Source organism: Microvirga aerilata (assembly GCF_016743775.1).
GTDB lineage: Bacteria > Pseudomonadota > Alphaproteobacteria > Rhizobiales > Beijerinckiaceae > Microvirga > Microvirga aerilata.
On the sequence record NZ_JAEQMY010000008.1, the window covers coordinates 39,281 to 65,093 of the forward strand.

Below are 25,813 nucleotides of genomic sequence, written 5' to 3' on the forward strand. Positions count from 1 at the left end.
GCGCTGCTACATGCTGGTGATCGCAGCTTCGACCTCTCTCGACAGTTGGGAGGCGCGAGGTGGCGATTTCCCGGAACTGAGCGCCCTGACTGCCGCATTCCTTTTCATGAATGCCTTGATGCGCGGAGCGATCTCCATTCGGAAGCGCGAGCCATTAAACACACCATAGTGCCCGACTTTGGCTTGCAGATGGTGCTCCTTCTTGGCATCCGATAAGTTCGGCGTAAGGTCGAGCGCCGCAACCGTCTGGCCACGTCCGGTGATGTCGTCGTTCTCTCCCTCAACCGTCATGAGAGCACAGCGGCGAATTGCGTTTAGGTCCACTGGTCTGCCCCGGTGCTGCATCAGCCCCCTTGGCAGAAGATGGTCGATGAACACTGTCTCCAGGGTTTGGAGGTAATACTCGGCAGATAGGTCCATGACTGCAAGGTACTCGTCATAGAACTCCCGGTGCTTTTCCGCTGAGTCACCATCCCCGTCAACGAGGTGATTGAACATCTCCCAATGGGCTGAGACATGGCGATCCGGGTTCATGGCCATGAACCCACCCAACTGCATGAAGCCTGGATAGACCAGCCGCCCCCGGCCTTGGTGCCGCTCTGGCACAGGATGGATGCAGTGGCGCTTGAACCAGCCGATGTCTCGTGTCTGAGCAAAGCTGTTGACCGCTGTTGGCGCATGGCGGGTGTCGATAGGTCCACCAAGAAGTGTCGCTGAGCGGGGCACCAGCGGATTGTCTTCAGCTTCCATGAGGGCAATTGCTGCGAGGACCGGAACGGCAGGCTGGCACACTGCCATCACGTGCAGGTCTGGTCCGAGCGCCTCGAACATGCTGATGCAGTAATCCACGTAATCCGAGAGATCGAACCGGCCTTCACACAGAGGCACCTGCTTGGCATCGCTCCAGTCGGTGATGAACACCTGATGGCTGTCGAGGAAGGCAGCGACTGTACCGCGCAGCAGCGTGGCGTAGTGGCCTGACATCGGGGCGACGATCAACACCTTGGGCTTGTTCGACGGTGGTCCGAAGGCGATCACCCGGCAGAAGGGCTGCTGCCACACCACCCGTTCCGAGGCGGGAAGGTTGAACGTAGGTTTGGGGTAAGCGCGAGTGGTGCGCTCGAACAATTCGCAGGAGGCCACGAGAGCGCGACCGCCTGGAGTGTAGGTCACCGGGTTGAGCGAATGAGTGCAGGCAAGCTTCGTGAGATCGGCGACCATTCGAGCGGGAGAGAACGCAAACTGCGAGGCTTCATGCAACAGGTACCACATACAATTCTTCCCTTATGGGTCGAGCAGGTTCTGTTGCCGATCAGGTGCGGTCACAACCACAAAACGAAAGGATTCAGTACATCGGTGACCCAAGTCTCCCCAGCCGCTTCAACCTACGCAGTTACCGCAGGTGAGAGCCGAACCTGCGAACGTCCCAAACTGTTCCAGCTTGGCCATTAAATATCAGCATAGACTTTCGCATCATCAGGGCCTGTGAAGCGATGCTATATGGCTTGGGGCGCGCTCAGAAGCCTTCTGGCTCTAAGAGGCCATGGGGCGTCTAAGCGGCGATCTGGTGTGCTGCGACATTCACTTCATGAAGCAGTGTATCACTTGGAAGGGGACGGGGCAGAAAGCAACCATTGCCAGGGATGTCCTGTGGGCGAAGGTGCCGGACGTGACCCGAGGTGATTACCAAACCGACAGATGGCCACCGGTCGTGGACCTTGCGGGTAAACTCCAGGCTATCGGCTCCACTGGAAACATCGAGATCAGCAAACAGGACCCGGATGTCAGATCGGGCCTCAAGCGCGGCCCATGCGTCGCTTGTGCTCTCTGCTTCAAGGACCCTGAACCCAGCCTCAGCCAGGGACGCGGCTATGCTGCTACGGATGACCGACTTGCTCTCCACCAGCAGGACTGTCAGACCGATCACAGTCTCATGTGCTGCCATGAAGCTACCTCTACATGTTTATGAAGGAAATTCTGGTCTGCTGATGCCAGTTCCAGCCAGCCGTCCACCTTCAGCAAATCAGAGCACACGAACGCGTGTAGGCTCCTCCATGAGCTTAGAAAGAGCTTGCGTCGGACATGGCCGACATCTCGTCCGCACGTTTGCCGCAATAGTACCGCTACTTCGCAAGACAGAGACCCTGAAGAAGGGCAAGAACATAGGGGCACTCACCGGCATATCCGTGCCGCCAGCAAGAGTGTTTCGATGCAATCCGCGCTCCGGACTGACGCACCAACAGTCACGTTTCCTCTCCCCGCCGACACTACCCTGAACCAGTCGCTGGACGCCTGTGACCTTCAGCAGCTTGGAGAGCGACTGCGGGTCGCCTACGGATCGGTCGAGACTTCCCTCCCGGCTCTCTTGGCCGATCTTGTGGAGCGACTCGCGCGACGGGAGCAGTCCAGGGAGTAGGTTGAGCACCTGATCGATTTCTCAGATTGTAGACCCAATTCATTGTCATCTCCTGCTTTATGCGGGAAAAGGGATCAAGCCATGGCCGGTAAAGCTCGTGTGAGACCATCGTTTAAGAAGCACACTCGCCGCTACAGGGAGGTGATTGCCCCGGCCAAGACCCTCGAAGGGCAAAAGAAACTCACCAAGAAACGCCGCTACGCCAACCGCCACGGTTAACGCTGAACGCAGGTCCATCATTTTGTCCCACAGCGGTGAAGTAGACCTTGCCTAAGTGAGCAGCCGGACCGTTAAACCCCTGGCACAGCCCAAACATCCAGTTCGCCCGAGCCCTGGCGCAGCTTCTTTAGCTTGGCATATTGCGGTGAGTTCCAGACTGAACGGATCACCACCATCGAGGGAAACTCGAACACAACCAGCCGCCGCCCATCATAGGAACCCTCCAAGACCTCCACCGGACCGCACCGGACGAGATAGCGGCCACCATGCTTCGCGAAAAGTTCGGCCACCTTCTGGCGGTACTCGGGCCAGCCCTCTTCGCGAGTGATCTTGATCCGAACAAGCAGGTAGGCGACGGGCATGGCTATCCCCTTTCTGGTGCTGCCATTCTCCGCTGAGGTTCACAAGATTGCGAAGCTGTCGTCACGAAGAGCAGGCAATGCTGTCCAACACACCAGCAATGATCTCCGAGGTGGCAGGGCGGCTGGCTTTGGGTTGGTCAGCGTGAGTTTCCCAAAACGACAGCACCCGGTCGATCTGTTCCATCGTTCCACACTCACCGATCAGGCACAGCACAGGACAGGGCAGATAGCCCAGCCATGCGGCATCAGCCCATAGTGTGCGTCCGCCGCTCAGGCCAGGATCGTATCCTGTGGCCCAGCGAAGAAACGCCTGATGCTGGTTGTACATCGCGCCACCAGGGTCGAGCGCCTCTCCAAACCGTGCCCGTTCACGTCGCTGGAGCCGAACCAGTCTGACCTCAGCGGGTACATACAGGAACACCACCAGATCGAGGCGCGGGATTACTGCGTCGCCCCAGCCTGCCACAGACCCGGACAGCACCCATCGGTGCGCGGACGTTGTTGCCTCTGACAGGAGGTGTAAGCGCTCAGGCGTGGGCCGCTTTCTCTGGAAAGGTGGTGTGGTCGGAAGCCAGTGGAAATCGTCGCTGTCAAGGTGCTGACGCCCCAGCCGTCGCGCCAGTGCCCAGCCCAGCGTGGACGCCCCACAACCGGCTGCTCCGAAGATGTGAATGCGCTCCAAAGGTCGCATCGCTCACCTCAGCAAGCCCAGACATTGGTGGAACCGCCGCAGCACTGGGCTGAACGGCATCCGCATCTGACCGTCACGTCATCTGGCACAAGCCTAAGGTTTGTGCAGAGGGCAAAGACAAAATCTTGCTCTGTTGGTGTCCTACCTGGAAGAGCGGTGTCTCAGAACGATGAGCATTAACGGAGGCTGGTGCGATGCTGAAACCCTTCTCGCGATATCTGAAGGCTGTCGAGGAAAACCTGCCCTCTGAGCACCACCCGCTTCTGCGAAAAAGCCTCTATCTGGCGATCCTGGACTGGTACACTGATGGGGTCGATCCGAGAGAAGCCGCTTCTCGCATCAGCAATGCGGTCGGGGGATAGGTTGCTCCAGCAAGTTAGCGAGCGTGTCTGAACTCGGGAACGGTCTGCAACTCATCCTTGGTGATGCTCATCGTGAGAACTGCATGATCGGGAGACGAGCCACTCTTGGCAGTGGCCGCTTGTCCCAGCACTCCTGATGCGGCAGGAGCAGGTTCGTTACTGGGAGCCACATTCGAATTGGTAGGACTGTTTGGGCCTGCTGGTACTGCCGCTGTTCCCGTTGCTGCCGGTGAGGCCACTGTGCCGCCTCCGGGGCTGGGTCCCGCCAATCCGGCTTCGCCCGTGGTTGTACCGATGGTCTTGACGCGTGGCTCGTTCACAAACTTGATTTGATCAAAAGGCACCGCGATGTTGCGTTCCCCAATGCCCAGATACCCGCCAACTCCAATCAGCACGGCCTGGACCGTGCCGCTGCTGTTGAAGATCAGGCTGGTGATGTCGCCGATCTTGTCGCCGTTGTTGCTGCTGTAGACAGCCAGCCCTTCCAGCTTGGAAGCCTGCCACTGGTCTGGCGGCAAGTGGGTTATCCACCCACCTGTATCAGTTTGCGCGGGAGGCGCTGTGGGCTGGCTCGGTTGCGCCAGAACCGGGACCGTAACTAAGGTTGCGCCAACGAAGGGTAGCAGGAGGTGGAGGATACGCATGTTGCTCTCCAGAGGTCGCACCCGCAGCGCAGCGCTTGAGGAGCCGAGGCACAGCGGCAGAAATCCCCACTGCCCATGTCGCTCGCTGATATCCAGACCGCTCGCTTATTCCCAAGCTGTCACGCCACAGATCATAGCCGCAGAACTGCCTCTGTTCCAGGGAGCAAGCCAGCCTATGCCCTTATGCAGTGCCGAGTTGAGCAAAGTTGTAGACGCCAAGTCCACTGACGAACAAACCCACAAGGCTTCTAAGCACCTTCTACGGCAGCACCCGCCTGAACCAGCCAGCAAACGAAGCGGCCAAAGCCCCCAAAGCCCCGCCGATGATCAGGCCCAGAACCACCTATCCGTAGGTGGCAAGGTCCAGCATCATCACAATGGTCGCCGAGATCGCTGCGGTAACCAGGAATTCGGCAAGACTGACCGAGCCGATGCTGATCTTGGGTGTCGCACCTCGGGCGATCAGGGTCGAGTTGCCGATGGGACCCCAGCCCCTGCCAACTGTCTGGCCCCGTCCAGTGATAGTGTCCTTCTTGCCCTGGACGGTATCAGACCCCAGCGGTGGATCGCCTTGTCGCCCGACCTGGTGACGTAGGATTAAGGCGGCGGCGCATCTCCTTGCCCGTTTTAAAGGTCGGGACAGCTTTCTCGGACACTGCAACGAGATCACCTGTCCTTGGGTTACGGCCAGTGCGAGCACCACGCTTCTTCACCGTGAACGTGCCAAAGCCACGAATCTCAACCCGATCCCCTTGGGCGAGCGCATGGCCGATGGTGCCGAGGATCGCATTCACAATCTTGTCGATGTCACGCGAATACAAATGCGGGTTCTGCTCAGTAAGCTTCTGGACCAGTTCGGACTTGATCATGTGTGGCGTAGGTCTTTGTTCTGGTGTCACTTTTGGAAATGCTGCCAGAGCCATATGGGGCGGTCAAGGAATGGGCTCCTTTCCGGTACGTTTAGCGCAAACCATCCGAGGATATCCCGCAAAGTTGCCTCGATGGGTACGCCTCTCAGCCGTTCGGTTCAGCCATGAGACCGCAACTCGGTTCGCCTTCAGGGGCTTGGTATCATCCCCACGCGAGGGTGTGCTGGCGTGGGGTCGATCATGCTGTGGTCCGCTGCGAGACAGTCTGGTGTTCGTGATGTCTCGCCAGGTGTAGAATGCCCTCAAGAACAAAAATCAGGGAGGCTTACTATGTCACGCATCCCGGTAAACAAAACAGCCGCCCTGTCGCAATCTGATTGCGGCGCTCTGACCACAGAGACACAGCGGGTGCTGGCTGTGCTGTCCGAAGTTGAAGCCTGCTATGAGAGTGATCGCGAATGCCTCAAGGGCTGGTCTGGTCCTGAGGCAATCAAGGTGCGCCTCGTTGAGCATCTTGACGCTCACCATGCTCAAGAGCGCGAGCCTCTTGTCCAGCGTCTCGCTGATTTGCATCAGCAGATCACCACGGCGTCGATGATTCAGCGCCTGCGAAGTTTGCAGCACTGAGGGGCCAAGGTTGGCAAAAGCTCTGTGGAAGGCGAGACCATCTCGTGGTTACCGCCTGCGCTGCTCGTCCCGATAGGGAGCATAGCCCCGGTTGGTTCTGCCGTAATCCGGGACGTGTTCGTCCCGGCCTTGCCGCTGACCATGGATCATCCGGGCCAGGACATACCCGATGGCTCCTGCCACAAGGAGCGAGAGCAACGGGTTCTCGGCCATGCGGTGGGTTACGGCTCGCTGGCCCTCGCGAACATACTGCTCGGCCTGCGGGTACTGTTCTCGTGCTTGACGGGCGTATTGCTCACCTCGTTTGTACACATTCCCGGCGGCTTCAGCAGCACTTCCGGCGACATCGTTGAGCACCTCGCGTACCCGATCCAGAACCTGCTCGGCTGAGCCCTGCTCCGGTTCGCCCTGCTGGTTATCCGCCGCTAAGGAATGGGCTTCCTGCTCAGGGCGGTCAGGCTCAGGGCCTTTGGTGATGGTGACGGAGACCGGATCGCTGGTAGGGAAGGTCTCCTCAATGGCATGGTCAAGCCTGGAATCGAGGTTCTCCTGTGAGTTCTCAGGCAGCTTACTGTCTGGGGGACACTCCGCAGACTTGCGATCCGCCCCATCAGGAGTGGATTGGCCGCTAACACCGGGTGTGTTCATCATAGGAACCCTCCAGAAAACGCAGAGCACGTCTTTCGCCAGCCTGCGCCATTTATAATGCTAAGCCTTGGAGCCCTGTTCCGGGAACTCTTAACCTATGTAAAGAGCTTGGCCGTAGGTCGATCAGGGCGATACCGAGGTAGCATCGCCCTTTTGGAGCGGACCCGCCTCGAAGGAGCCGCCAGTGAGTGCAATGGAAAGATACTCCGTAGCTATGGGCACAACTACGGCATGAACAAAGTTGCTGAACGGCAGAAAAACTTAATATGGATTAATAAAACCCGCTCGCTCTGTTGGCTACCCGACTGACAAAGCAGACCTTTGGCAGCATGGTCGCCTGCGCTGTACGACAAGATACAGGAAGGAAAGCTATGGCCGATGACAAACCTCGTTCCGCACAATCTGCCCAGCAGGTGGCTCAGCCGAGGCTGTACTCTCCAGAGCTTCAGCCTTTGCTCCAGTCGCTCCTGGCGACGTTGGCTGACATCGACTTTGAACATGAGCGCGAGCGCGACACGATCAGCACCCGAACAACGGATATGAACCTCAAGATACGCTTGCTGGAGAAGCTCAGAGAACGCCATCGCGAGCGGCGCGAGCCTTACATCCAGCAACTCGCCATCCTGCAAGAGCGCATCCGCCAAGCGTGGCAGTAGGTAAGTACATCCTTTGCAGGGCAAAGCACCATGACCAATAAGGAAATCGAGGTCGTTGCCGAGGAACTGGCCAAGAGCGGTGGCACCTCCTGGTATCCAGGGCGTGTGCAGGGACCACTCATGCGAGTGGTGACAGACCACTACCATGAACAAGCCCGTGTGGTCATTGCAGCCCTGGATCATCTCAGGACGGGTGGAGGCTCCTCTCGAACGCTGGACGCGCGGAGAATGGGACCACCGGAAACATTCCATCGCAATTCGGCCAGTGATGTTCGACCCGGCGCGACCATCATCTATCGTCCCTCAGGAGAACAACGGACATGCCCGTGCCGCATCGTAGAAATCCAGGGTGACCGCGCCTATTTGGCACCCATTCTCAGGACATGCGTGGGATGGGTGTTGACGGAACGGCTTGAGCCATCACCCGATGAACAGACCTCTGACAGCTAAGAACAACGCGCGGGTTCTGGGGAAATACGGCGTAACCCCGGATGAGTTCCTGATGGTTGGGAACTCTGTGCGCACTGATATGCTGCCGGTGATCGCGTTCGACGGCAGGGCAGTTCACGTCCCCTGCGACACCATCTGGGAACATGAGCATGTTGAGAGACCTCCCCATAGGGCTGGGACAGTTGGAAGGTTGTTTGACCTTCTGAAGTCTGAGCCCACTCCTGACGAGGGCGACCAGACCTAAGTGCCGATGAACCTCGCCTCCGGGGGCCTCTCGTCTACAAGAACAGGGTCATGGGCTCCTGCATCGCAGCCTGCATCACCTCATCAGGTCCGATCTCGTGGCGGCTCTTCATCTGCAACAACTCGGCAAGTTGCAGACGGGCGCGATTAACCCGGCTCTTGATGGTACCCACAGCAACACCTTGGAGCATCGCCACTTCCTCGTAGGTCAAGCCCTCCCCACCCACCAGCAGAAGAGCCTCGCGGTGGCTGCGAGGCAGGTGTGCGAGAGCCAAGCGAAGCTCGCTCGTTGCCAGAGCCGCTTCCTGCTCCGGGGGCACCTTGAGACGGGCTGCATGAACGCCGGTGGGGTCCTCGACCTCATGTCTGCGCTTCCGGTGCTCGGTGTAGAAGGCGTGGCGCAGGATCGTGAACAGCCATGCGCCCAGATTGCTGCCGCGCTCGAAGTGGTCGATGTTGGCCCAGGCGCGAAGGAAGGTGTCCTGCACCATATCATCAACCCTGGTGGGATCATTGGTCAGGGAGAACGCGAAAGCCCGAAGGTTCGGCAGCAGATCAAGCATCTGGTCCCGCAAGGTGGCATCAACACGACTGACGCTGATTGATCGCGTGGGCGAACGGACTCGGCGGGTTCTGCGGACAAGAGCAACCTGTCGCTCGTGAGACAGCGGATGCAGATGCCGTAAGCGCCTCAGCCGGTCCCACGCAAGCTGGTTGCAGACCGTGCTTTGCTGAGCCGGGGGATGGTGACTGTGAGCGTTCCGCGCCATGGCTGTGCTCCACCTTGGCTACAGGCTCAACATACACCTACAGTTGCTCGTCAGCCAGCCTGTTCAATCGGAACAGATGGAGCCTGCGGACGGCTTGCGCTCCCGCTGGGCAAGCGCAGCGGTAATTTCCTGAACCCACCCGGAAACGTCAATTGGCCCACCTAACATCAGGCTGATACTGCTGAGTGATGTGGAGCGGCATCGTGATGAGGGCGCTTGCAAAAGGAACGGGACATTAGGAACGGGACATTGGCCGCGCAAAGCACCTCAGCCCTCCAGGACACATTCCTGAAGCACCTCCGGGACAACAGAGTTGAAGTCACCATCTTTCTGGTGACCGGAGTTAGGCTCCAGGGCTGGATCAAACGTTTCGACAACTTCATGGTCCTGCTTGTGCGAGGCAATAGCTCACAGGTGGTCTACAAGCATGCCATCTCGGCAATCTATCCAGCAGAGCCAGTCCAATTGTTTGACCCTGAAGCCGAGACTTAGCACGACCTAAACGCAAGCTGTGTCGGCGCTGGAGGGTGGACGAGTAACCTTCGATCAGTTGTGTCGAGCCTCTTTAAACATTCAATTGGATAGGCGTAACGGTTCCGGGGGTAACAAGGACACAGGCGGAAATCAGCCGATGATCTTATGACCCTCTCCTTGGCAATTCTGCTGCGGGAGGAGAATGCTTGTCCCGCCTCGGTCCTATGTAAGATTCTGGAGTGAGCCTCCAGAGGAGTGATCTATCATGCCTCTCCAGACCCGCCTGACCAACACGCTTGGGATTGATCACCCGATCATTCTTGCCCCTATGGACCTTGTGGCGTCTGGCAAACTCGCTGCTGCGGTCAGCCATGCAGGTGGGCTTGGGCTCCTTGGCTGTGGCTATGGCAATGCCAAGTGGCTGGAGCAGGAGTTCGCCGCAGCAGGCAACGCAGAGGTCGGCTGCGGCTTCATCACCTGGAGCTTAGCCAAAAAGCCTGACCTGCTCGACTTGGCCCTCCAGCACCAACCTGCGGCGGTGATGCTTTCGTTCGGCGACCCCAACCCGTTTGCGCCCAAGATCAAGAAAACAGGCGCGAAGCTCATCTGTCAGGTTCAGTCGCTTACCCAGGCCAGAACGGCTGCGGCAGCAGGAGCCGACATTCTCGTGGCTCAGGGCACCGAAGCCGGTGGCCATGGGGTCACCCGCACGACCCTGACCCTGGTTCCAGAGATTGTTGACGCCTTCCCTGATCTCCCAGTGGTGGCCTCGGGCGGCATTGCCGATGGTCGTGGACTGGCTGCGGTGCTGATGCTGGGGGCGGACGGTGTGCTGATGGGCACCCGTTTCTACGCTTCGCAAGAGGCACAGGGCCATCCAGAAGCCAAGCAGCGGATCATCCAAGCAAGCGGTGATGATACCCTGCGGAGCATCGTGTTCGACATCTCCCGGCGCAGCATTTGGCCTCAGCCCTACACAGGGCGGGTGATCCGCAACGCTCATGCCGAGCGCTGGTATGGGCACGAAGCCGAACTCTTGGTGTGTCAGGAGGAACAGGCGCAGCGCTATGCCGAGGCGCGCGAGCGTGGCGACTTTGACGTGGCGGCAGTGATTGCCGGTGAGGCGGTTGGCCTGATCCATGACGCGCCGCCTGTTGCTGAGATTGTAGACAGGATCACCCGTCAGGCTGAAGCCTTGCTCGCGCGAGGAGCGCAGTTGATCGGAGGCTGATGCCAACTGGTAACAGTTTTTGGCCATTCCATGTTTGTGTCACCCGCAGAGTGGCAGGGTTGGAGGCTTGAGATCACTGATGAGGCTGGAAGGATCATCGAGAGCCTCTCACTCGACGATCCGCTCTCGACAAAGTTGCTGCGGCATTAGAGGTAAAGCTCAGAACTCGCACCACGAGACGGGTCAGCCTTTCGATAGCCATGCCTTCGCAATCTCAAAACGGCAGGAATGATCCGACGCTAAAAAAGTAGATCATGGATAGCTTGAAGCAACGGCACTGTGAGCGGCGTCTGCCCTATGTCGCGATGGTTGCCGAACTCCAGAGCCGCCACTCATCAGCCGTGTCGGACGGGCTTCAGGCCACGGGCTGATCTGCTCCTACGGGCCGGAACTTTCGAGCGTCCTCATAGGTGCTTCTTTGTACCTGCTGTCTGGAACCCGTCCAGTGCAGTTAAGCGGGTTAGCTGTCTTCAAAACTTACGGCCAAGCTTAATCACGCTGATGTGATTGAAGATTAACCGTAGAACTTTGGGATTACTGATCTTTGTCTGAATCACGACAGACAAAGCTCCTACGATGTGTTTATATTTCCTTAACATCGAAACCCGACCAGGGAGCACAGATGACTGCGCAACCGCTGACGCTTGTACATAATTACACATCTCAGTCCGCTTCAGCCGTTTCTACGGCTCTGATCTGTGACAGCTTCCTTCTTCGGTCTGGGCTTCAGCACATCCTACGAGACACGCCGTTTGCGATTGCCGAGACGGCTCCTGTAACTGGTCCAAAGCGCCTCCAGTATTGTGCCCTTAACACTGGGTTGGTGATTATCGAAGCCACCCAGAACACTTCTCATGTGCTTGAGGTGGTTAGACAGGTGAAAGAGCGGTCGCCAGAGACCCGGATCGTTGCTCTGGCGGATCAGTTCGACCTCGGCTTCGTGCGCGCGGCACATGCGGCTGGCGTGACCGGCTTCTGCCTAACTGCAAGTGGCCCTGATGTTATGATTAGGTCGCTGGAACTGGCCATGCTGGGCGAGAGTGTTCTGCCCGTTGCGGTGCTGCGGTCGCTCATCGATGCACCTCCGCAGAAGCGAGAGCAGTCCCTCCAGGAGAACACGACAGAGCCAAGGCTTTCTGATCTGAAGCAGTGCAAGCTCTCGGCGCGAGAGGCGCAAATCCTGGGCTGCTTGACGGAGGGTGCGCCCAACAAGGTTATCGCTCGGAAGTTCGATGTGACGGAGGCCACGGTGAAGGTTCACGTCAAAGCGATCCTGCGCAAGATCGGCGCGGCTAATCGCACCCAAGCAGCCATGTGGGCAAGCGAGCGTCTGCCCCAGCAAGGTAGACCTTTCATAGATGGCTGAGGTGGTTACGACCGAGGTTGCGATTGGAGACAAGGTACGTATCCAGTTCCATCCTCCAAACCCGATGAGGAGCTTTTGCGAAGGCATCGTGAGCCGGGTGGATGTGGCAAGTCCAGAAGGACGCTTCTTCGTGATGGAGGTCACGCACGAGGTCATCCTCGACCGAGAGCACCGGATCAGACCCGGCTTCCAGGATTACGTCCGCTATGAATGCCAGAACGACTTTCCAGGTCGGATTGAGGTAATCTCGACCGCAGCGGAAGCTGTGGAGAGGGAACCCACACCTGATCCAATCTTGGGAGAACTACCAGAAGTACCCGAGCATGAAGTGGACCAGCAGCCTCCGTTGGACCTGGAGGACCACATGGAAACTGAGGTCGAGCCAGCATCTGAAGCCGAGGCGGATGATCAACCAAGTCAGGTCGAAGTTGAGCGCCAGGAGCCTCGCAGGCGGGGCGGTTTGATCGGAAGGCTCTTCGGGTGCCAGAAGTAAGTGATCATACCTCTATCCGAGTTCGACACGATTACTGGTTAGCGATTGTCGGGTTCCAGACAGACAAGGTGAGTTCTCGTGGCTAGGTTGCCGCAATTCTCCGGCTGGCGTGGCGATTGAAGTAGCCAATAAGTCTACTTGCGGATTGCCCTCGTGATTCAGTAAACCGGGGCACCTAAGAAAAAAGGCCGCCCTTGCGAGCGGCCCGAAGTTTAGGGAGGAAACGCCCAAGAAGGGCAGCAACACTGCGACGCCAATCGCCGTGCTGCACTGCAAAAGATAGTTCTTGCCTGAACAATGGCAAGCGCAAACGGGCAGCATCGCTGCCCTTTTTTGTGGCTGCTGGCATGCAACAAAGGCATACCGCCACCTTAGACTAACATCCACAACACCAATTCGACACCTCGTAAAGTCAAGCTTGCCGGGTGCGTAGCATCTGCTTCACGGTTGACGAGACCTCCAGAGGCTCGTGCGACTGAAACAGTGTCTTTACGCTGTCAAGGCGAGTGGATCAGCTTCTTGCTGCACTGCAACAAAACGGACATAAAGGCAGTTGGAACGACAGATCAGCCAGGAGACTGCTCATGGAGCAGCAAATAGAGCCAGAACAGGTCTATGGTGCGTCCTCTCGCACCAGCATGTCCTTACAGGAGGCTCATAACTTCGAGACGATCTTCCAAATACCCACCACAAACCGCCTTGTGCTGGTTCGCTCCCGAAGCCAAGGCTCTCCGCCGACAGCTATTGACTGGGAACACGATGAGTTTGCCTCAGACGGGCGTCTGGTGGCGCGCTACCGAAGCTTTGAGCGAATAGGCCCGACAGGTGAGAGACAGAGTGGCTGGCGCAAGCTCGACTGCACCGGTGAGTTGGTGCGCGAGACAGGCGACCTAAAATAGCTCGACTGAGGTCTCGCCCGAACCACGACAGGAGCTTGCTGCTCAAGGGGCCGCAGGGTCAGGCCAGTCTGCTGCCCTGACCTCGCGATTATCGGAAGAGTTAGGGGCGCAACATGGGATGACTATTGTGATCGTCAGGTGCCTTGGAGAGCGGCGAGTTCTCGGACGTAGTTTCCCCGCCGTTCAAGGTGACGGGATTTGAGCATCGCCAGCGCACGGTCTTTCACCCTGCCATCCGGCAAGGTCCTGACGAGCCGCTCGCGCTCCCGCTCATACTCATCATCGACCTGTTTCAGAATAGACTGAAGGGACTGCACGAGAGGCTGAAGTTCCGAAGGTCCTCTGAAGCTGGTCTGGGCTCCGGTGCAAGAGGTTTTATCCAATGTCTGGAAGATCATGCTGCGCCCCTTATTGATCATCGTGGTTGATGAATGTCTACCAGAGGAAAACGCATTTCTTCTGTCGGGAACAAGACACTAATGAAAGAAAAATGCTTATTGAGCGATATCTCAGCAATAAAGCTGCGAATGCAGGCGAGAAGTAGATAGAACGTTAGCGGCCCATTCCAGCCAAGCTTTTGAGCAACCATGAATTGCTTGGTTTTCAGCATCCGTTGCTCGCGCAGACGCCGAGTGACTTGCGAAGCGTGGCCTTGCCTGACAGACTCTCGTGGTTCGTCAACCAAAGGATTGCGCCATGAAGTCACCATCCATGGGAGTGTGGACCCCACGCCTACAAGCAGCCTCAGATCGGGTGAAGGGGGTCTCGGGTCGCATCAAGGTCTGGACCCAGGAGCAATCGACCCGGCGGTCACAACGGACACTCACGTCTGAAGAGCCAAGGAACCCGCTCTACATCCTTGCGGCCATCACTCTTGGCCTCCCCGCATTGCTGCTCATCCCGCTCGTCGGGCTGAACCCAGGCGTCCAGAACGGGATGTTCACGACTGTTGTGACCTTCCTCGTCGTCTCGGCTTTTGTCACTGCCGTTGTGTTCGAGATCAAGAGGCTTGCTGATCAACCGTCTGGCGAGGGCCACCACTGAAGCACAAGTCATGAGGCTCCCCTTCGACACTGCCGATCCAGCAAGGGAGCTTTATGGCTTTGATGAGGTAAGGCCAGAGCCCACGTGGTCAGGCGGCGCGGCCACACGCACCGCCTGACAAATCATCCTTAGCACTCGGTTTTCTGCTTCGTGGTGGTGCCCGTCGCGTCTGAGGTCTGTTTTGTTGTTGTCGAGCAGCCGGTGCTGCCGGTTGCGCCAACATCCCGGCGCTCAATCACCACGTTCTTCTGATCTGGTCCAGAAGCGGCATCACCAGCCGCAGCGCCGACGCCAGCACCGACTGCTGCACCCACTGGTCCGCCAACGATAGCGCCTGTCACGCCGCCTGCGGCGGCACCGCCTGCGGCACCACCCGGATCAGCTACCGCGAGGGTCGGGAGCAGGAGGGTGGCTGCAACAAGAGCGGACTTCAGGTCTACACGCATGACTGTTTCTCCACATGAGCCAATCGCGACTTGCGATCTGTTGCCAAGTTAACGGCTGTGGCAGACGAGCGTTTCAGCTTGGCATTTTCTGCTTAAAGGCTTTCGAAGCAGTCACACCCGATTCTGATGATTTGCTGACACAAGGGCAGCGCTTGCGTGTGGATTCTAAAGATATCGAGGGCAGTGACTTGCAAAAATAGCGCAAGAACCATAGCTCAGGATTAGATCATAGATGTTTGTTGTACTGTACGGGACGCTCCTGCTGACCCTGTCAGAACTGCATCTTGTTCTATGTACATGTTTAAGTCAGTTTTTGTGTACCCGAGGAGAAGAATTATGAGTAAGAGCGTAGCTTCTCAAGACTATATTGAACTCGCTGCTGACATCGTCTCTGCCTACGTCAGCAACAACTCTGTTCCCGCCGCCGATCTGCCAGCCCTGCTCCAGTCGATCTATGCCGCTCTGACAAAGACCGTACAGGGTCAGGAGGAAGAGCCTAAGGCTGAGTTGATGCCAGCCGTTTCTGTGCGGAAGTCCCTCACTCCGGACTACATCGTCTGTCTGGAAGACGGGAAGAAATTCAAGTCGCTCAAGCGCCATCTGCGCACGACCTACGACATGACGCCCGAGCAGTACCGGGCCAAGTGGAGCCTGCCGAGTGACTACCCGATGGTTGCACCGAACTACGCCAAGGCGCGCTCCGAGCTTGCCAAGACCATGGGCCTCGGCCAACAGCGCAGGAAAAGCAAGGCTCTGACCGAAGCTGCTGCCAATGATGGCGCTCCCGCTAAGCCAAAGCGCGCTGCTGCCAAGGCGGCTGCGACCTCCGACGAAGTGACTGCGCCTGTCAAAGCTCGCCGCACGAAGAAGACTGCATAGTCATCTCAGAGATGGGTGAGAGGCCAACCACTGCTTCTGCCTCTTGGACCCGGCCTCATTGAGCGCCGGGTCTTTCCGTTCAAGCATCTGTTGCAGTGCTTCGGTAGGGATCAGGTCATGCGCCTGAACGTGTGCGTAGCAAGCGTCCGGTCAGCCGCAATCTTTCTCCTGGTTATGCCTGATCAGCTTTAGCCTCTGCAACCTGAGCCTGCTTGAGGCTCTCCAAAGCGGATTTCAGGGCTCCCCGGTGACCGTTGGCCTGGATGAGTAGGGTCATGAACATTGGTTTGGGCAGGTTAGGGTGGCGGAAGCCGTTGAGCAGACGATCATCCTTGGTGAACCCGTTCCGCTGCATCGCGGCGACAAATTGGTTTTCAGTCAAATCACGCATTCTTTTTACTTCTGGTGAGAACAGGCATCGCGGTAACCCGGCAAGGAAAAGCTGGATCAAACAAGCGAAAGGGTATGTGGGAAAGGCGCAAAGGGTTCAAGACCCGGTGCGATGAATGACATGACGGCAAGAAGACCCATTACTGTCGCTTCCATGGCCACGTGGGATTGGCTTTCTCGTGGAACAGTCGGAGGGCCTCTGGGGACAACTTGAACAATGGCTTGGACGCGCTCGGCAGAACCGGTTTGGGACCGTGTTGCACCTCGCGTTTGTACGACCGCAGGGCTTCTGCTGAAAGCTTCGGCAGACCCTCGGTGGCTATTCGCTGACGCAACTCCTGCAAGGTCTTCTCACGGTCGTTCGCCATGGTTTATCCCACAGCCAGAGGAGCACGGAATCGGGATCAGCGCTGAAGGCCAAGGAAGGTTCCGTGCTGCGCCCTACCTAAAAAGAGGGACAGGTAGGTTGGGCGGACTTGCAGGACGAAAAGCTGGGTATCTTGAACACTCAAGCTCGACTCTCCACATCCCGCCCAGAAGTACCTGGAGGTCATCCATGCAGCAGAGGACGCGCGGCTGGATCATGCCGGAAGCTGACATTCCTTCGCTGTTGAGGCTGATTGACGAGAGGGTACGTTCCTCGAACATCGAGGTTCGGCACCGCGACACGCTGATCCGTCTACGCGATATTCTGGAAGACGACCTGAACTGCCATCGGCATGGTGGATTACCGAAAGTGCGGCGGACGAAATCCGGAGAGGCAGTCTGATACAGCTTGGCGATACGTAACACGCAGCCTTGGTCTTTAAGAGAGCGATGGCTGGAGTATGCGTCGAACACTTGCCCCAATAGCGGTCGCGTTTGGATTTCGGACCTTTATCTCAGCCTTCAGCCTCGCGTTCTCGACTCGGAGCGCATCGACCTTCTCAACATGCTCTCGGTTGGCGCGGGTCAGTTCCTTGACCTCGCCCTTCAGGTCAATGATCTCAGCTTTGAGTTCCTCGCGCTCGGCAGCAAGGCTATCTTCATGTTTGACGTGAGACTGTAGCTCACGAAACTGCTGCTTTTGATCCGCAGCCTTCTCTTGCAGCTTCCTGATCTGCTGCTCAGCTTTCGCGAGCAGCCGCTTCATGTCCTTTGCTTGTTGCTCGGCCTCACTCGCCACAGTGAGCTTCCGGTCTGATCCTGTGGGAATCATAATCTGGTGACCTCTTGATCCATGCCTCGAAAAGAACAAATACAGAACATACGCAAGGGTCAAGTCACCCTTTGACCTCCTGCCGCTTCCTTCCAGCTTGCTGAGAGCAGACCGCGAAGTTGGTACTCGTGGCCTTGGGCAGGGTGGGTGGGAGCGAAGACGCGCCATCTCGTCAGCGGTGCCGTCCATTGTTACAGTCGGAGAGGCTGAGAGATCGTCTCGGCAGGCACCATGAACCAGATGTTTCGACCCGCACAGGCTGATCAGCGACCCGTCCTGGAAACCCTCGCGGGTTCTGTGGAGCGCGTCACCTTCCACAATGCCGAGAGCGGCTTTGCTGTCCTGAAGGTCCATACACGGGGCAAGCGGGACCTTGTGACGGTCGTGGGCCATACTCCCAGCGTCTCCGCAGGCGAATGGATCACCGCCAGCGGCACCTGGATCAGCGACCGCACCCACGGACTTCAGTTCAAGGCTGAGGTGCTCAAGACCACGCCACCCACTGGGGTGGAGGGCATTGAGAAGTATCTGGCCTCCGGTCAGATGCGCGGCATCGGACCAGCCATGGCCAAGCGCATCGTCGCTGCCTTTGGGGTGAACACCTTCGAGATCATCGAGGCCAAGCCAGAGCGTCTGACAGAGGTTTCTGGCATTGGCCCCATGCGCGCCTCCCGCATCGTCTCGGGTTGGGCTGAGCAGAAGGCGGTGCGGGAGATCATGATCTTCCTTCACGCGCACGGGGTCGGTACTGCTCGGGCGGTGCGCATCTTCAAGACCTATGGCTATGAAGCCATTCAGGTCATGACCGAGGACCCGTACCGGCTGGCCAAGGACGTGCGTGGCATCGGCTTCAAGACGGCGGATGCCATCGCAGCCAAGCTTGGGATGGAAAAGACCGCCCCTCAGCGCATCAGAGCGGGTATTTCGTTCGCGCTCCAGACGGCAACGGACGAGGGCCACTGTGCTCTGCCCGTCGAGGCGCTCACCCGGTTGGCCGAGCAGTTGCTGGAGGTTGACGGAGAACTGATCCGCACAGCCATTGTCGAGGAACTTGCCAAAGGAGAGATCATCTCTGATACCATCGGTGACGAGACCTGTCTCTTCCTCAAGGGTCTGCATCTATCCGAGCAAGCCATTGCGTCTCGGCTGATCGAACGGGCGTCTGGATCACTGCCCTGGCCTGAGATCGACATTGAGCGAGCCATTCCATGGGTGGAGAGCCGCACAGGCAAGACCCTGGCGACCTCGCAGCGTGAGGCTCTGAAGCTGGTGCTCGGCTCCAAGGTAGCCGTGGTGACGGGTGGACCAGGCGTCGGCAAGACGACCCTCCTCGACACCATTCTGCGCGTGTTGGTCGCTAAAGGCGTTCGGGTGGCGTTGGCAGCACCCACGGGACGCGCGGCCAAGCGCATGACAGAGCAGACCGGGCTGGAGGCCAAGACGATCCACCGCCTCCTGGAGATTGATCCCAAGCACGGTGGGTTCTCGAAGAACGAGGAGAACCCGCTCGACTGTGATCTGCTGGTGGTGGACGAGACCTCCATGGTGGACGTGCCGCTGATGAATGCCTTGACCAAGGCCATCCCGCCAGAAGCAGGGCTGCTGCTGGTGGGTGATGTGGATCAGTTGCCTTCAGTGGGCTCTGGACAGGTGCTGGCCGACATTATTGCTTCGGAGCGCATTCCGGTGGCCCGTCTGACTGAGGTGTTCCGGCAGGCGGCAGAAAGCCGGATCGTGGTGAACGCCCACCGGATCAACAAGGGCCAGATGCCCGAGCCGCAAAAGCCTGGAGAGGAGAGCGACTTCTACTTCGTCGAGATCAACGATCCCGAGGAAGGTGTGCCGAAGATCGTTCAGATGATCAAGGAACGCATGCCACGCCGGTTCGGGCTTGATCCGATGAAGGATGTTCAGGTGCTGTGCCCCATGAACCGAGGTGTGTTGGGCGCACGAAACCTCAACATCCAGCTTCAGGAAGTGCTCAACCCCAACCCTCCGTCCAAGGTGGAGCGGTTCGGCTGGCGCTTCTCGCCGGGTGATCGGGTCATGGAGACCCAGAACGACTATGATCGAGAAGTCTTCAATGGCGACCTCGGCACCGTGGTCAGAATCGACGACGAGGAAGGGGCGCTGATCGCGGCCTTTGATGGCCGAGAGGTGTCATATCCATTCGGGGAACTCGACACACTCGTCCCCGCCTATGCAACGACCATCCACAAGTCACAAGGCTCGGAGTATCCCGCCGTCATCATACCGGTCGTGACGCAGCACTTCACCATGTTGGCGCGCAACCTGCTCTACACGGGTGTCACCCGAGGCAAGCGGCTCGTGGTGCTGGTGGGGCAGAGGAAAGCTGTCGCCATGGCAGTCAGGGGCGGGAGGATGAAGAGGCGCTGGACGAAACTGCGGGAGTGGCTCGCAGCAGCCTGAAACGAGCGCGCTCTGAATAGAGAACGTTAATCCCGTGTCCGAAGCTCGTTGATCGCTGCGGCAAGGTCTTCCTGATAGCGCTGGCGCAGAACGGCAATCACGTTCTCCGCAGATCGCCTTCCGATCCTGCTGACAAAGAAGCGACGGACCTTGCTCTCCTGAGGCCGACAACGGCGTAAAGCAGTCCTTGCAAGGGCGTCTGAGGAGACCTGAGACTGGAGCCGCTGCCGTACATACGACGCGGCACAAGCCTGCCAGCGGTCATTCAGAGGTCTTGCCTCGCTATAGATGGCCAGAGCATCAAACTCGTCTGCCTGGGCAGGAAGTTGAACAAGGATAGGAGCGATTAGGACACCCGCAACAATCCCGCCGAGCCAACGAGGCGTTGATCGTCTGGTCGCCAGAGAACGACTTTGGCACGATGGTTCCTCCGGTCGTCCTACTCCCACGATCATGATCCCACCCCTTCAGGTGGGATCGTCGGCAAGGTCAATTAAGGAACCGTTGCACTGCGTGGAGGTCTGAACGAGCGTGGCTTCGTCCAAGATGGCCGATGCTGCCTAAAGTGTCAGGCGAACCTCAGCTTGAAAAAGACAGCGCGGGTGTGATCGTCACCGAAATTCAGGTAGACTTCCGCAGCACCAGATGAGGCTTCTTCGTCATCATCATCATAATCTTCTGGGTCCCAATCCTCATCGTCGGCAAAAATCTCGCTGTCGTACCCCAGATCGTACTCACCAACCTCAATCCGAGCGTTGGGCGCGTGGTCCATCAGCCAGTCGTAGACTTCCGGCAGGACGGCCTTGGACGGCTCGAAATCCATCTTCAGGCCATCGGAGCCTTCGAAGAAGGCCGTGTAGCCAAGATGGAAGCGGTTGCCGCTGATGTCTTTGGGCCTATTGTCGTTAGCGTAATCGCGGTCTTCCTGCCACTCGATGACTTCTTCACGGTCATACAGAAGAGCAAAAACGGGAAGGTCAATGTGCAACTTGGTAATCATTTCAAAAAGTGTTCCTAAAGCAAAACATAAATGTGCCGGTGATGGCTAAACCTCGCCGCCGACCTTTATGACCCTACTGGATCAGGATTCGATGCGTCAAAATTAAAAATTCGGCCGGAAAATTTCTGTGTTGAATGCCAGTTTGAGTTCCGAGTCGGCCATGGCGGCTTCGTACAAGGAAGGGCTGCCTGTTAGCCTACGGCGCGAGCAGGGCTGGACTGTGCAGACGCACCGCAGACTTTGTTGCCCGCATCCTGCGCGGCCTGCCTGCCGGGGAACTGCCGAATGAGGACCCGACCACGCCCGAGCTTGCCGTCAATCTGAAGACAGCCAAAGCCCTCGCCATCGACATTCCTTCCCAACTCCTTGCGCTGGCCGACAAGGTCATCGAATAGTGAGCGCTACGATGGAATATGGACCAGACCCCCTGACCAATGCCTATGGTCCGGTACCGGAAGTATCCTCCAACACGGCCAGGGGGAATTTAGATGCTCTATCTATCCGTTGCGTGGACAGTCATCGGCCTTGCTGCCATTGCTCGCCCTACATCCTGCTCATGGGGGAGAACACGCCAGAGGCACGTCGCAAAACCGCAACGACGACCCGTGTGGCTGGCTTCACCCTGATCGTCGTTGGAGCGATTCAGATGCCGGTCTGGGTCTTCACAGCCTGAAGTCCATTGGTTCCGTGGCAAGGGAGGTCTGATGCTGCCTCTCCCCATGTTTGGCCCGGTTCGTTATGGGCTCAAATCCAAGCCGCAACGAGATGCAGCCGCGCCACCATCGCGAAGTCCGCCAAGCGCCTCAACCTTAATGAAGGCTAAGCGCATGAGACCCATTGGTGTCAGGTCCGCTCTCAAGGAGACAACCAATGCAGGCAGCATGGAGCCGCCATTTATCCGCTTAAGGGACATCAATTGAGAGTGGCCAAGGATTTCGGATCAAGCTCGGGATTTGCTCCTCCGCGTTCGCGTCAAGTGTCTCAGACAGTAGGCCGCGCGAGACTTCGATAGCTCCCACCGTATCCACCCAATCAAAACGCGGGCGTAGCGAGAGATACGACGGAAGGTCTGGAAGCGGGATTGAGATCGGGCTTTCAGCGGCGATCTGCTCTTGTGAGTATTGAGGTAGAGACGGTTCAGCCGGTTCCGGGGGTAGAGACATTAGTGTGGCCACGGGAAAACTCGGCTCAGCGGGATCGGGTGGCGGTGGCATTGCGGCCTCCGGTGACACCTCTGGCAGGATAGATGTGGGCGGCTCCGATGGCGATAGTAAACCAATGGCAAGCGGGGTTGAGGGGAATGTCGGCTCAGCGGGTTCTGGAGGGGGCGGCATCAGCGCTGCGACCGGGAAGTTGGGTTCGGCAGGTTCCGAGGACGGCGGACGCGCCGCAACCGTAGGCCGGTCGGGCGAGATAGAGGTATCCTTTGGCTGTTGGGAGACACGCGGTAGTGGAGCCTGAGGTTCGTGCGGCTGTTCTGGCTTAACGCCAGCACTTAGGTTGGCTTGACGAGAGTGGAGCGCTGCACGCTTTCTGGCATCCTCAGTCATCGTCTCGGCCTGACGCCCCACCCCCACAGGGTTGGTCCGCAACTTGGGCGCGATTTTCTGTGGAGGAGGCTTGGGGGCAACAGCCGGACTCACCATTCTTTCGGCGCAGGATGCGGTCATCCCGCTCAAAGCAAGGGCGGTGAACACCCCCAATTTACGCATACCCTCGCAGCCTCCGCTGATCTTTCCTCCGTTTAACAGAGCAGACGCTACGGAGGAGGTCCAGCCTCACACTGCGATTTTGACGGGACAAAGAATTATGTGACAGCCGTCGTGGTTTCATGAACCGGCGTTTGCGGTCGTCATTCCCAAGCTCGTCTTGGAACATGCGGTGTTTCACAAACTCGCCCCTTTGGCCAACCGCAACCACGACGATGTGTTCTGGAGGTTTGTTGGCGCGATCCTGCCCGACTAAGCGACGCGAAAGGCAGCGCCACGATGCCATTATACGAGCCAGGATCATCAAGCATAACTTGCCGTCATTAAAGCACAATTTCCAGACTTCCGTAGTTTACCCCCAAGTTTCTACGGTCATAAGGTGGTTGCGCGATAACCGAAAACCTTTAGCTTTGATGCTGACTATTGATAATGCGCCCTATCGATACTGAGACGTTGATGACCGACCTCACCACTGCACCCGACCACCTCCCCTCCCCCGACCTGCTCGAACTCGAACAAGCGGCTTCCGAGATCGCCTCTCAGGCTCGCTCCGCTAATACCGTGCGCGCCTACCAGAACGATTGGTCCCATTTCTCTTGCTGGTGCAGTGACAAGGGCCTCCAGGCGCTCCCTGCCCTACCCCGGACTATTACCATTTATATGACGGCGCACAAAGACCGGTATTCAATGGCAACACTCAACCGTCGCCTGTCCTCGATTGCAGCGGCTCATCGAATGGCCGACCATCCCTTCGATACGCGCTGCCGCGAGATCGCACTCGTGATGGATGGGCTGCGTCGCACCAAGACAGTCCGCCAGCGTCAGGTCACAGCATTGACCACCCCGCTGCTCAAACGCGCCCTCGACGGCATCTCTGGAACTCTGGCAGACCGACGTAATCGTTCCCTCACTCTTCTTGGGATGGCTGGTGCCCTCAGGCGCTCTGAAATCGTCGCGCTGAATGTCTCGGACCTTACATTCTCGCCCGAGGGCGTGCGGCTCCTCATCAGGCACTCCAAAGGGGATCAATTCGGAGAGGGTCAAGTCATTGCAATCGCACGGACCAATTCCGACCTTTGTCCGGTCTCTAACCTGGAAGCGTACCTGAGACAGGCCACGATCACCGAAGGTCGCGTGTTCCGGGCTATTGATCGTCATGGCAATCTCAAGACCAGCATGACTGATCAAAGTGTGGCCCTCATCGTTAAGAAGCTATGCGGTGAGGCTCGGCTCGAAGGCGATTATTCCGGCCACAGCCTTCGCGCAGGTTTTGCGACACAGGCCGCTAAGAGCGGTGTGGAAGAGCGCAAAATCGCGTCCACCACCAGACACAAGAATATGGAGGTGCTCCGGAGGTACATTCGGGAGGGCAGCTTGTTCGCGAACGCGGTTACGGCTGATCTGGACCTATGACCTCTAACATGCAGCGGGCAATCGTCTATGTGCTACGCCTAGATTGACCTGAAACCGTCAACCGCACGGCACGAGACCCAAGCCACAGGTATTATTGGCGATCTCCACAGCACGGGCATTACGACCGCTGTCTATTTGGCTCCCTCATAACATTAGGAAACTAAAACACTAACGGCTGCGTTCAGCTAAGCCACGTCCAGTGGGGAAAGTAATGCCTAAGAACGTCATTGAAATATTCGCGAGAGGAAATCAGGAGCTATTCCACTCCGCATTTCTAGCATGGCTAATGGATGATCAAGCCGACCACGGGTTAGGCAAACAGTTCCGGGCTGAGTTGCTGAGGCAGCTACCGCCTGAACTCGGATATGAGCCAGAAGGCGAATATTCAGTTCATACCGAGTATCAAGTCGGCAACAATCGATTTGACATTTTGCTGAAACCAAATTCTGACCGCTCGTTGAAAAACGGTCTTGTGCTCGAAAATAAGATCAAGAGCTTCGGACATTACTCTCAAGCGAATAATTACAGCCAGCTTGGCTACGACGTAGCGTTCCTTGCTCTCCTTCCCCAGACAATTTCCGAAGATACCAGAAACCATTTCATTACAATCAACTATAGGTTCATCTGCAACACTCTTGGGAACTGCCTGCTTGATAAAGAAAACTGGCATCAAAGGCTCGTTCAAGAGTACAAAGAATTTTTAAATGCGAAGCTAACTGTCTATGAAAGTCTCTACGAATATTGCCTCGGAAACATAGATTTCTCTACATACGCAACCAAGGTCGCACTGAGCGCAGGTACTTCTGATTTCGGGGATAACGATATACGAACGGTAAATTACTATTACTATCACGTTCTCCGAGACTACATTCGCTCGAATGCGCCTGACTTGTGTTTTGGCACTGCCGGTTATGATGAGGCGAGCAAAAACATTGTTAATACTAACTGGATGATTGAAAAGAATATGCGCGGGGCTCCTTTCATGGAAGCTCTAAGTTTTCAGCCATTTGATACCCCACCTTGGTCGCTTCATACCGAATTCAAAGACATGCACGAACGAGAGTCCATTGTGATTGCGCCACGGCTTGAGGTTTGGTTGGACCCGAGGGGTCTAGCAATGTGGCTTAAGGCGAACGAAGCAGAGAATGTCGCGCTGACAGCCGAACGTGACATGGGCCTTCAGGCGACCATTATGCTTGGGACGTGGAATGCTGAAATGCGTGCCGCCTTGAGACGACACCCTTACCAGGAAGTGCTCAATCTCCGACCTAGAGCAACAAGAAACTTCCATGCGGAGTTTGTATCCATGGCGGACCTTCCCTTTGCAACAATGACGGCTCGAATCAGGGAGATGATGTTGAAGGTGTTTGACCGCGCTGAGAAAAATGAGCCTTCTGCACAAGCATCCTAAACTCATCCTGCTAGGAACGTTGGAGGGCAAGCAGTCATGGCTACTCCCCTTGACGAGATATCCCCTCAGTACCTTACTGAGGTACGTGAACGCGAGCGAGGTACCTGGAGGGAAAAACTTCGAAAGCGATATCCTAACTGGACTAAACAACTCCAGTGGGGCTTTGAGCACGGGGACGGGTGGCGCACTATTACAGAGCGCGTCTTTGCTGATCTCGCGACGATTGTCGGAACAGATAATCCTGAGATGGAGGTGCATCAGATCAAAGCGAAGGTCGGCACCTATAATTTCTACATCGATGCCTCACATCTTCCTGCGGTGCAGCGAGCCGCCATCGAAGCGCGACTCACCGAGGCAAATTCAGAAGCTGGAGCTACGTGCGAGACATGCGGGAGACCGGGGCAACTGATCCGGGATCGTGGTTGGTATCACGTAGCGTGTCCAGCACACGAGGTGCGTGACATTCAATAGAG

The 25,813-nt window shown here is 57.4% G+C and carries 30 protein-coding genes and 1 pseudogene; 18 read left to right on the forward strand and 13 right to left on the reverse strand.

The features are described 5' to 3' along the window. Nucleotides 1-6: 6 nt before the first annotated feature. A complete protein-coding gene (locus tag JKG68_RS07500) occupies nt 7-1,272 on the reverse strand; it encodes a polyhydroxyalkanoate depolymerase (protein ID WP_202057578.1) in 1,266 nt (421 codons plus the stop codon). Nucleotides 1,273-2,209: 937 nt separating this feature from the next. On the opposite strand from JKG68_RS07500, the gene JKG68_RS07505 reads away from it, so the two are divergent. Next, nucleotides 2,210-2,416: a hypothetical protein gene (locus JKG68_RS07505; RefSeq protein WP_202057580.1), complete on the forward strand. Its 207-nt coding sequence runs from the start codon at nt 2,210-2,212 to the stop codon at nt 2,414-2,416. 290 nt (nt 2,417-2,706) lie between these two features. Here the strand turns inward: JKG68_RS07505 and JKG68_RS07510 are convergent, their stop codons facing one another. Both JKG68_RS07510 and JKG68_RS07515 read right to left on the reverse strand, forming a co-directional pair. Next, nucleotides 2,707-2,997 carry a DUF1330 domain-containing protein gene (locus tag JKG68_RS07510; RefSeq protein ID WP_202057583.1) on the reverse strand — a complete coding sequence of 97 codons (291 nt, stop codon included), beginning with the start codon at nt 2,995-2,997 and terminating at the stop codon, nt 2,707-2,709. A gap of 61 nt (nt 2,998-3,058) precedes the next feature. Further along, a complete protein-coding gene (locus JKG68_RS07515) occupies nt 3,059-3,688 on the reverse strand; it encodes a P-loop NTPase family protein (RefSeq protein WP_202057585.1) in 630 nt (209 codons plus the stop codon). A gap of 194 nt (nt 3,689-3,882) precedes the next feature. Between JKG68_RS07515 and JKG68_RS07520 the strand changes: the two genes are divergently transcribed. Further along, nucleotides 3,883-4,050, forward strand: a complete 168-nt coding sequence (locus JKG68_RS07520; protein WP_202057588.1) for a hypothetical protein — start codon at nt 3,883-3,885, stop codon at nt 4,048-4,050. A 14-nt stretch (nt 4,051-4,064) separates the two neighbouring features. Here JKG68_RS07520 and JKG68_RS07525 read toward each other — a convergent pair whose 3' ends face one another. Both JKG68_RS07525 and JKG68_RS07530 read right to left on the reverse strand, forming a co-directional pair. Next, nucleotides 4,065-4,568, reverse strand: coding sequence for a PRC-barrel domain-containing protein (locus JKG68_RS07525; RefSeq protein WP_246515192.1), 504 nt, complete (start codon nt 4,566-4,568; stop codon nt 4,065-4,067). A gap of 674 nt (nt 4,569-5,242) precedes the next feature. Then, complete coding sequence (locus JKG68_RS07530; RefSeq protein ID WP_202057598.1) at nt 5,243-5,563, reverse strand: integration host factor subunit beta; 321 nt, start codon at nt 5,561-5,563, stop codon at nt 5,243-5,245. Nucleotides 5,564-5,893: 330 nt separating this feature from the next. Between JKG68_RS07530 and JKG68_RS07535 the strand changes: the two genes are divergently transcribed. After that, nucleotides 5,894-6,190, forward strand: a complete 297-nt coding sequence (locus JKG68_RS07535; protein WP_202057600.1) for a hypothetical protein — start codon at nt 5,894-5,896, stop codon at nt 6,188-6,190. Nucleotides 6,191-6,658: 468 nt separating this feature from the next. On the opposite strand, the pseudogene JKG68_RS07540 reads toward JKG68_RS07535, so the two are convergent. After that, nucleotides 6,659-6,838: pseudogene (locus tag JKG68_RS07540) on the reverse strand (hypothetical protein); the annotation flags it as partial. 371 nt (nt 6,839-7,209) lie between these two features. On the opposite strand from JKG68_RS07540, the gene JKG68_RS07545 reads away from it, so the two are divergent. Together JKG68_RS07545 and JKG68_RS07550 are read left to right on the forward strand one after the other, a co-directional pair. Beyond that, nucleotides 7,210-7,494: a hypothetical protein gene (locus JKG68_RS07545; RefSeq protein ID WP_202057601.1), complete on the forward strand. Its 285-nt coding sequence runs from the start codon at nt 7,210-7,212 to the stop codon at nt 7,492-7,494. 427 nt (nt 7,495-7,921) lie between these two features. Further along, nucleotides 7,922-8,188 (forward strand): HAD family hydrolase, encoded by a 267-nt coding sequence (locus JKG68_RS07550; protein ID WP_202057602.1) that lies wholly within the window; start codon nt 7,922-7,924, stop codon nt 8,186-8,188. A 34-nt stretch (nt 8,189-8,222) separates the two neighbouring features. Here JKG68_RS07550 and JKG68_RS07555 read toward each other — a convergent pair whose 3' ends face one another. Further along, on the reverse strand, nt 8,223-8,762 hold the full coding sequence (locus tag JKG68_RS07555; RefSeq protein ID WP_246515194.1) for a sigma-70 family RNA polymerase sigma factor: 540 nt from the start codon (nt 8,760-8,762) through the stop codon (nt 8,223-8,225). Nucleotides 8,763-9,206: 444 nt separating this feature from the next. On the opposite strand from JKG68_RS07555, the gene hfq reads away from it, so the two are divergent. The 5 genes from hfq (at nt 9,207) to JKG68_RS07580 (ending at nt 13,420) form a co-directional block, all read left to right on the forward strand. Next, nucleotides 9,207-9,449, forward strand: coding sequence for an RNA chaperone Hfq (gene hfq, locus JKG68_RS07560; RefSeq protein ID WP_202057607.1), 243 nt, complete (start codon nt 9,207-9,209; stop codon nt 9,447-9,449). 247 nt (nt 9,450-9,696) lie between these two features. Then, nucleotides 9,697-10,662: an NAD(P)H-dependent flavin oxidoreductase gene (locus tag JKG68_RS07565; protein WP_202057614.1), complete on the forward strand. Its 966-nt coding sequence runs from the start codon at nt 9,697-9,699 to the stop codon at nt 10,660-10,662. Between the two features lie 877 nt (nt 10,663-11,539). After that, entirely contained in the window at nt 11,540-12,028 is a 489-nt protein-coding gene (locus JKG68_RS07570; RefSeq protein WP_202057617.1) for a LuxR C-terminal-related transcriptional regulator, read from the forward strand. Nucleotides 12,029-12,116: 88 nt separating this feature from the next. After that, nucleotides 12,117-12,521 (forward strand): hypothetical protein, encoded by a 405-nt coding sequence (locus tag JKG68_RS07575; protein WP_202057619.1) that lies wholly within the window; start codon nt 12,117-12,119, stop codon nt 12,519-12,521. A gap of 584 nt (nt 12,522-13,105) precedes the next feature. Continuing rightward, nucleotides 13,106-13,420: a hypothetical protein gene (locus JKG68_RS07580; protein ID WP_202057621.1), complete on the forward strand. Its 315-nt coding sequence runs from the start codon at nt 13,106-13,108 to the stop codon at nt 13,418-13,420. Between the two features lie 134 nt (nt 13,421-13,554). On the opposite strand, the gene JKG68_RS07585 is transcribed toward JKG68_RS07580, so the two are convergent. Together JKG68_RS07585 and JKG68_RS07590 are read right to left on the reverse strand one after the other, a co-directional pair. Next, on the reverse strand, nt 13,555-13,818 hold the full coding sequence (locus JKG68_RS07585; protein ID WP_202057623.1) for a hypothetical protein: 264 nt from the start codon (nt 13,816-13,818) through the stop codon (nt 13,555-13,557). A gap of 17 nt (nt 13,819-13,835) precedes the next feature. After that, nucleotides 13,836-14,030, reverse strand: a complete 195-nt coding sequence (locus tag JKG68_RS07590) for a hypothetical protein (protein WP_202057626.1) — start codon at nt 14,028-14,030, stop codon at nt 13,836-13,838. An 86-nt stretch (nt 14,031-14,116) separates the two neighbouring features. Here JKG68_RS07590 and JKG68_RS07595 point away from each other — a divergent pair, with 86 nt between their 5' ends. Further along, complete coding sequence (locus tag JKG68_RS07595; RefSeq protein ID WP_202057629.1) at nt 14,117-14,464, forward strand: hypothetical protein; 348 nt, start codon at nt 14,117-14,119, stop codon at nt 14,462-14,464. A gap of 128 nt (nt 14,465-14,592) precedes the next feature. Here the strand turns inward: JKG68_RS07595 and JKG68_RS07600 are convergent, their stop codons facing one another. Continuing rightward, nucleotides 14,593-14,910: a hypothetical protein gene (locus tag JKG68_RS07600; protein WP_202057631.1), complete on the reverse strand. Its 318-nt coding sequence runs from the start codon at nt 14,908-14,910 to the stop codon at nt 14,593-14,595. Nucleotides 14,911-15,246: 336 nt separating this feature from the next. Between JKG68_RS07600 and JKG68_RS07605 the strand changes: the two genes are divergently transcribed. After that, a complete protein-coding gene (locus tag JKG68_RS07605; protein WP_202057633.1) occupies nt 15,247-15,789 on the forward strand; it encodes a Ros/MucR family transcriptional regulator in 543 nt (180 codons plus the stop codon). Nucleotides 15,790-15,961: 172 nt separating this feature from the next. On the opposite strand, the gene JKG68_RS07610 is transcribed toward JKG68_RS07605, so the two are convergent. Next, complete coding sequence (locus JKG68_RS07610; RefSeq protein ID WP_202057634.1) at nt 15,962-16,180, reverse strand: hypothetical protein; 219 nt, start codon at nt 16,178-16,180, stop codon at nt 15,962-15,964. A 555-nt stretch (nt 16,181-16,735) separates the two neighbouring features. Between JKG68_RS07610 and JKG68_RS07615 the strand changes: the two genes are divergently transcribed. After that, nucleotides 16,736-16,948: a hypothetical protein gene (locus JKG68_RS07615; RefSeq protein WP_202057637.1), complete on the forward strand. Its 213-nt coding sequence runs from the start codon at nt 16,736-16,738 to the stop codon at nt 16,946-16,948. A 36-nt stretch (nt 16,949-16,984) separates the two neighbouring features. Here JKG68_RS07615 and JKG68_RS07620 read toward each other — a convergent pair whose 3' ends face one another. Beyond that, on the reverse strand, nt 16,985-17,440 hold the full coding sequence (locus JKG68_RS07620; protein ID WP_210346254.1) for a hypothetical protein: 456 nt from the start codon (nt 17,438-17,440) through the stop codon (nt 16,985-16,987). 168 nt (nt 17,441-17,608) lie between these two features. Between JKG68_RS07620 and recD2 the strand changes: the two genes are divergently transcribed. Beyond that, nucleotides 17,609-19,807, forward strand: a complete 2,199-nt coding sequence (gene recD2, locus JKG68_RS07625) for an SF1B family DNA helicase RecD2 (protein WP_202057641.1) — start codon at nt 17,609-17,611, stop codon at nt 19,805-19,807. 568 nt (nt 19,808-20,375) lie between these two features. Here recD2 and JKG68_RS07630 read toward each other — a convergent pair. Beyond that, nucleotides 20,376-20,807, reverse strand: a complete 432-nt coding sequence (locus tag JKG68_RS07630) for a hypothetical protein (protein ID WP_202057643.1) — start codon at nt 20,805-20,807, stop codon at nt 20,376-20,378. A 188-nt stretch (nt 20,808-20,995) separates the two neighbouring features. On the opposite strand from JKG68_RS07630, the gene JKG68_RS07635 reads away from it, so the two are divergent. From JKG68_RS07635 to JKG68_RS07655, 4 genes are all read left to right on the forward strand, one after another. Then, complete coding sequence (locus tag JKG68_RS07635) at nt 20,996-21,202, forward strand: ABC transporter substrate binding protein (protein WP_202057878.1); 207 nt, start codon at nt 20,996-20,998, stop codon at nt 21,200-21,202. Nucleotides 21,203-22,972: 1,770 nt separating this feature from the next. Beyond that, entirely contained in the window at nt 22,973-23,929 is a 957-nt protein-coding gene (locus JKG68_RS07645; RefSeq protein WP_202057648.1) for a site-specific integrase, read from the forward strand. 211 nt (nt 23,930-24,140) lie between these two features. Beyond that, nucleotides 24,141-25,340 (forward strand): PD-(D/E)XK nuclease family protein, encoded by a 1,200-nt coding sequence (locus JKG68_RS07650; protein WP_202057649.1) that lies wholly within the window; start codon nt 24,141-24,143, stop codon nt 25,338-25,340. Nucleotides 25,341-25,376: 36 nt separating this feature from the next. After that, nucleotides 25,377-25,811: a hypothetical protein gene (locus JKG68_RS07655; protein WP_202057650.1), complete on the forward strand. Its 435-nt coding sequence runs from the start codon at nt 25,377-25,379 to the stop codon at nt 25,809-25,811. Nucleotides 25,812-25,813: the final 2 nt, after the last annotated feature.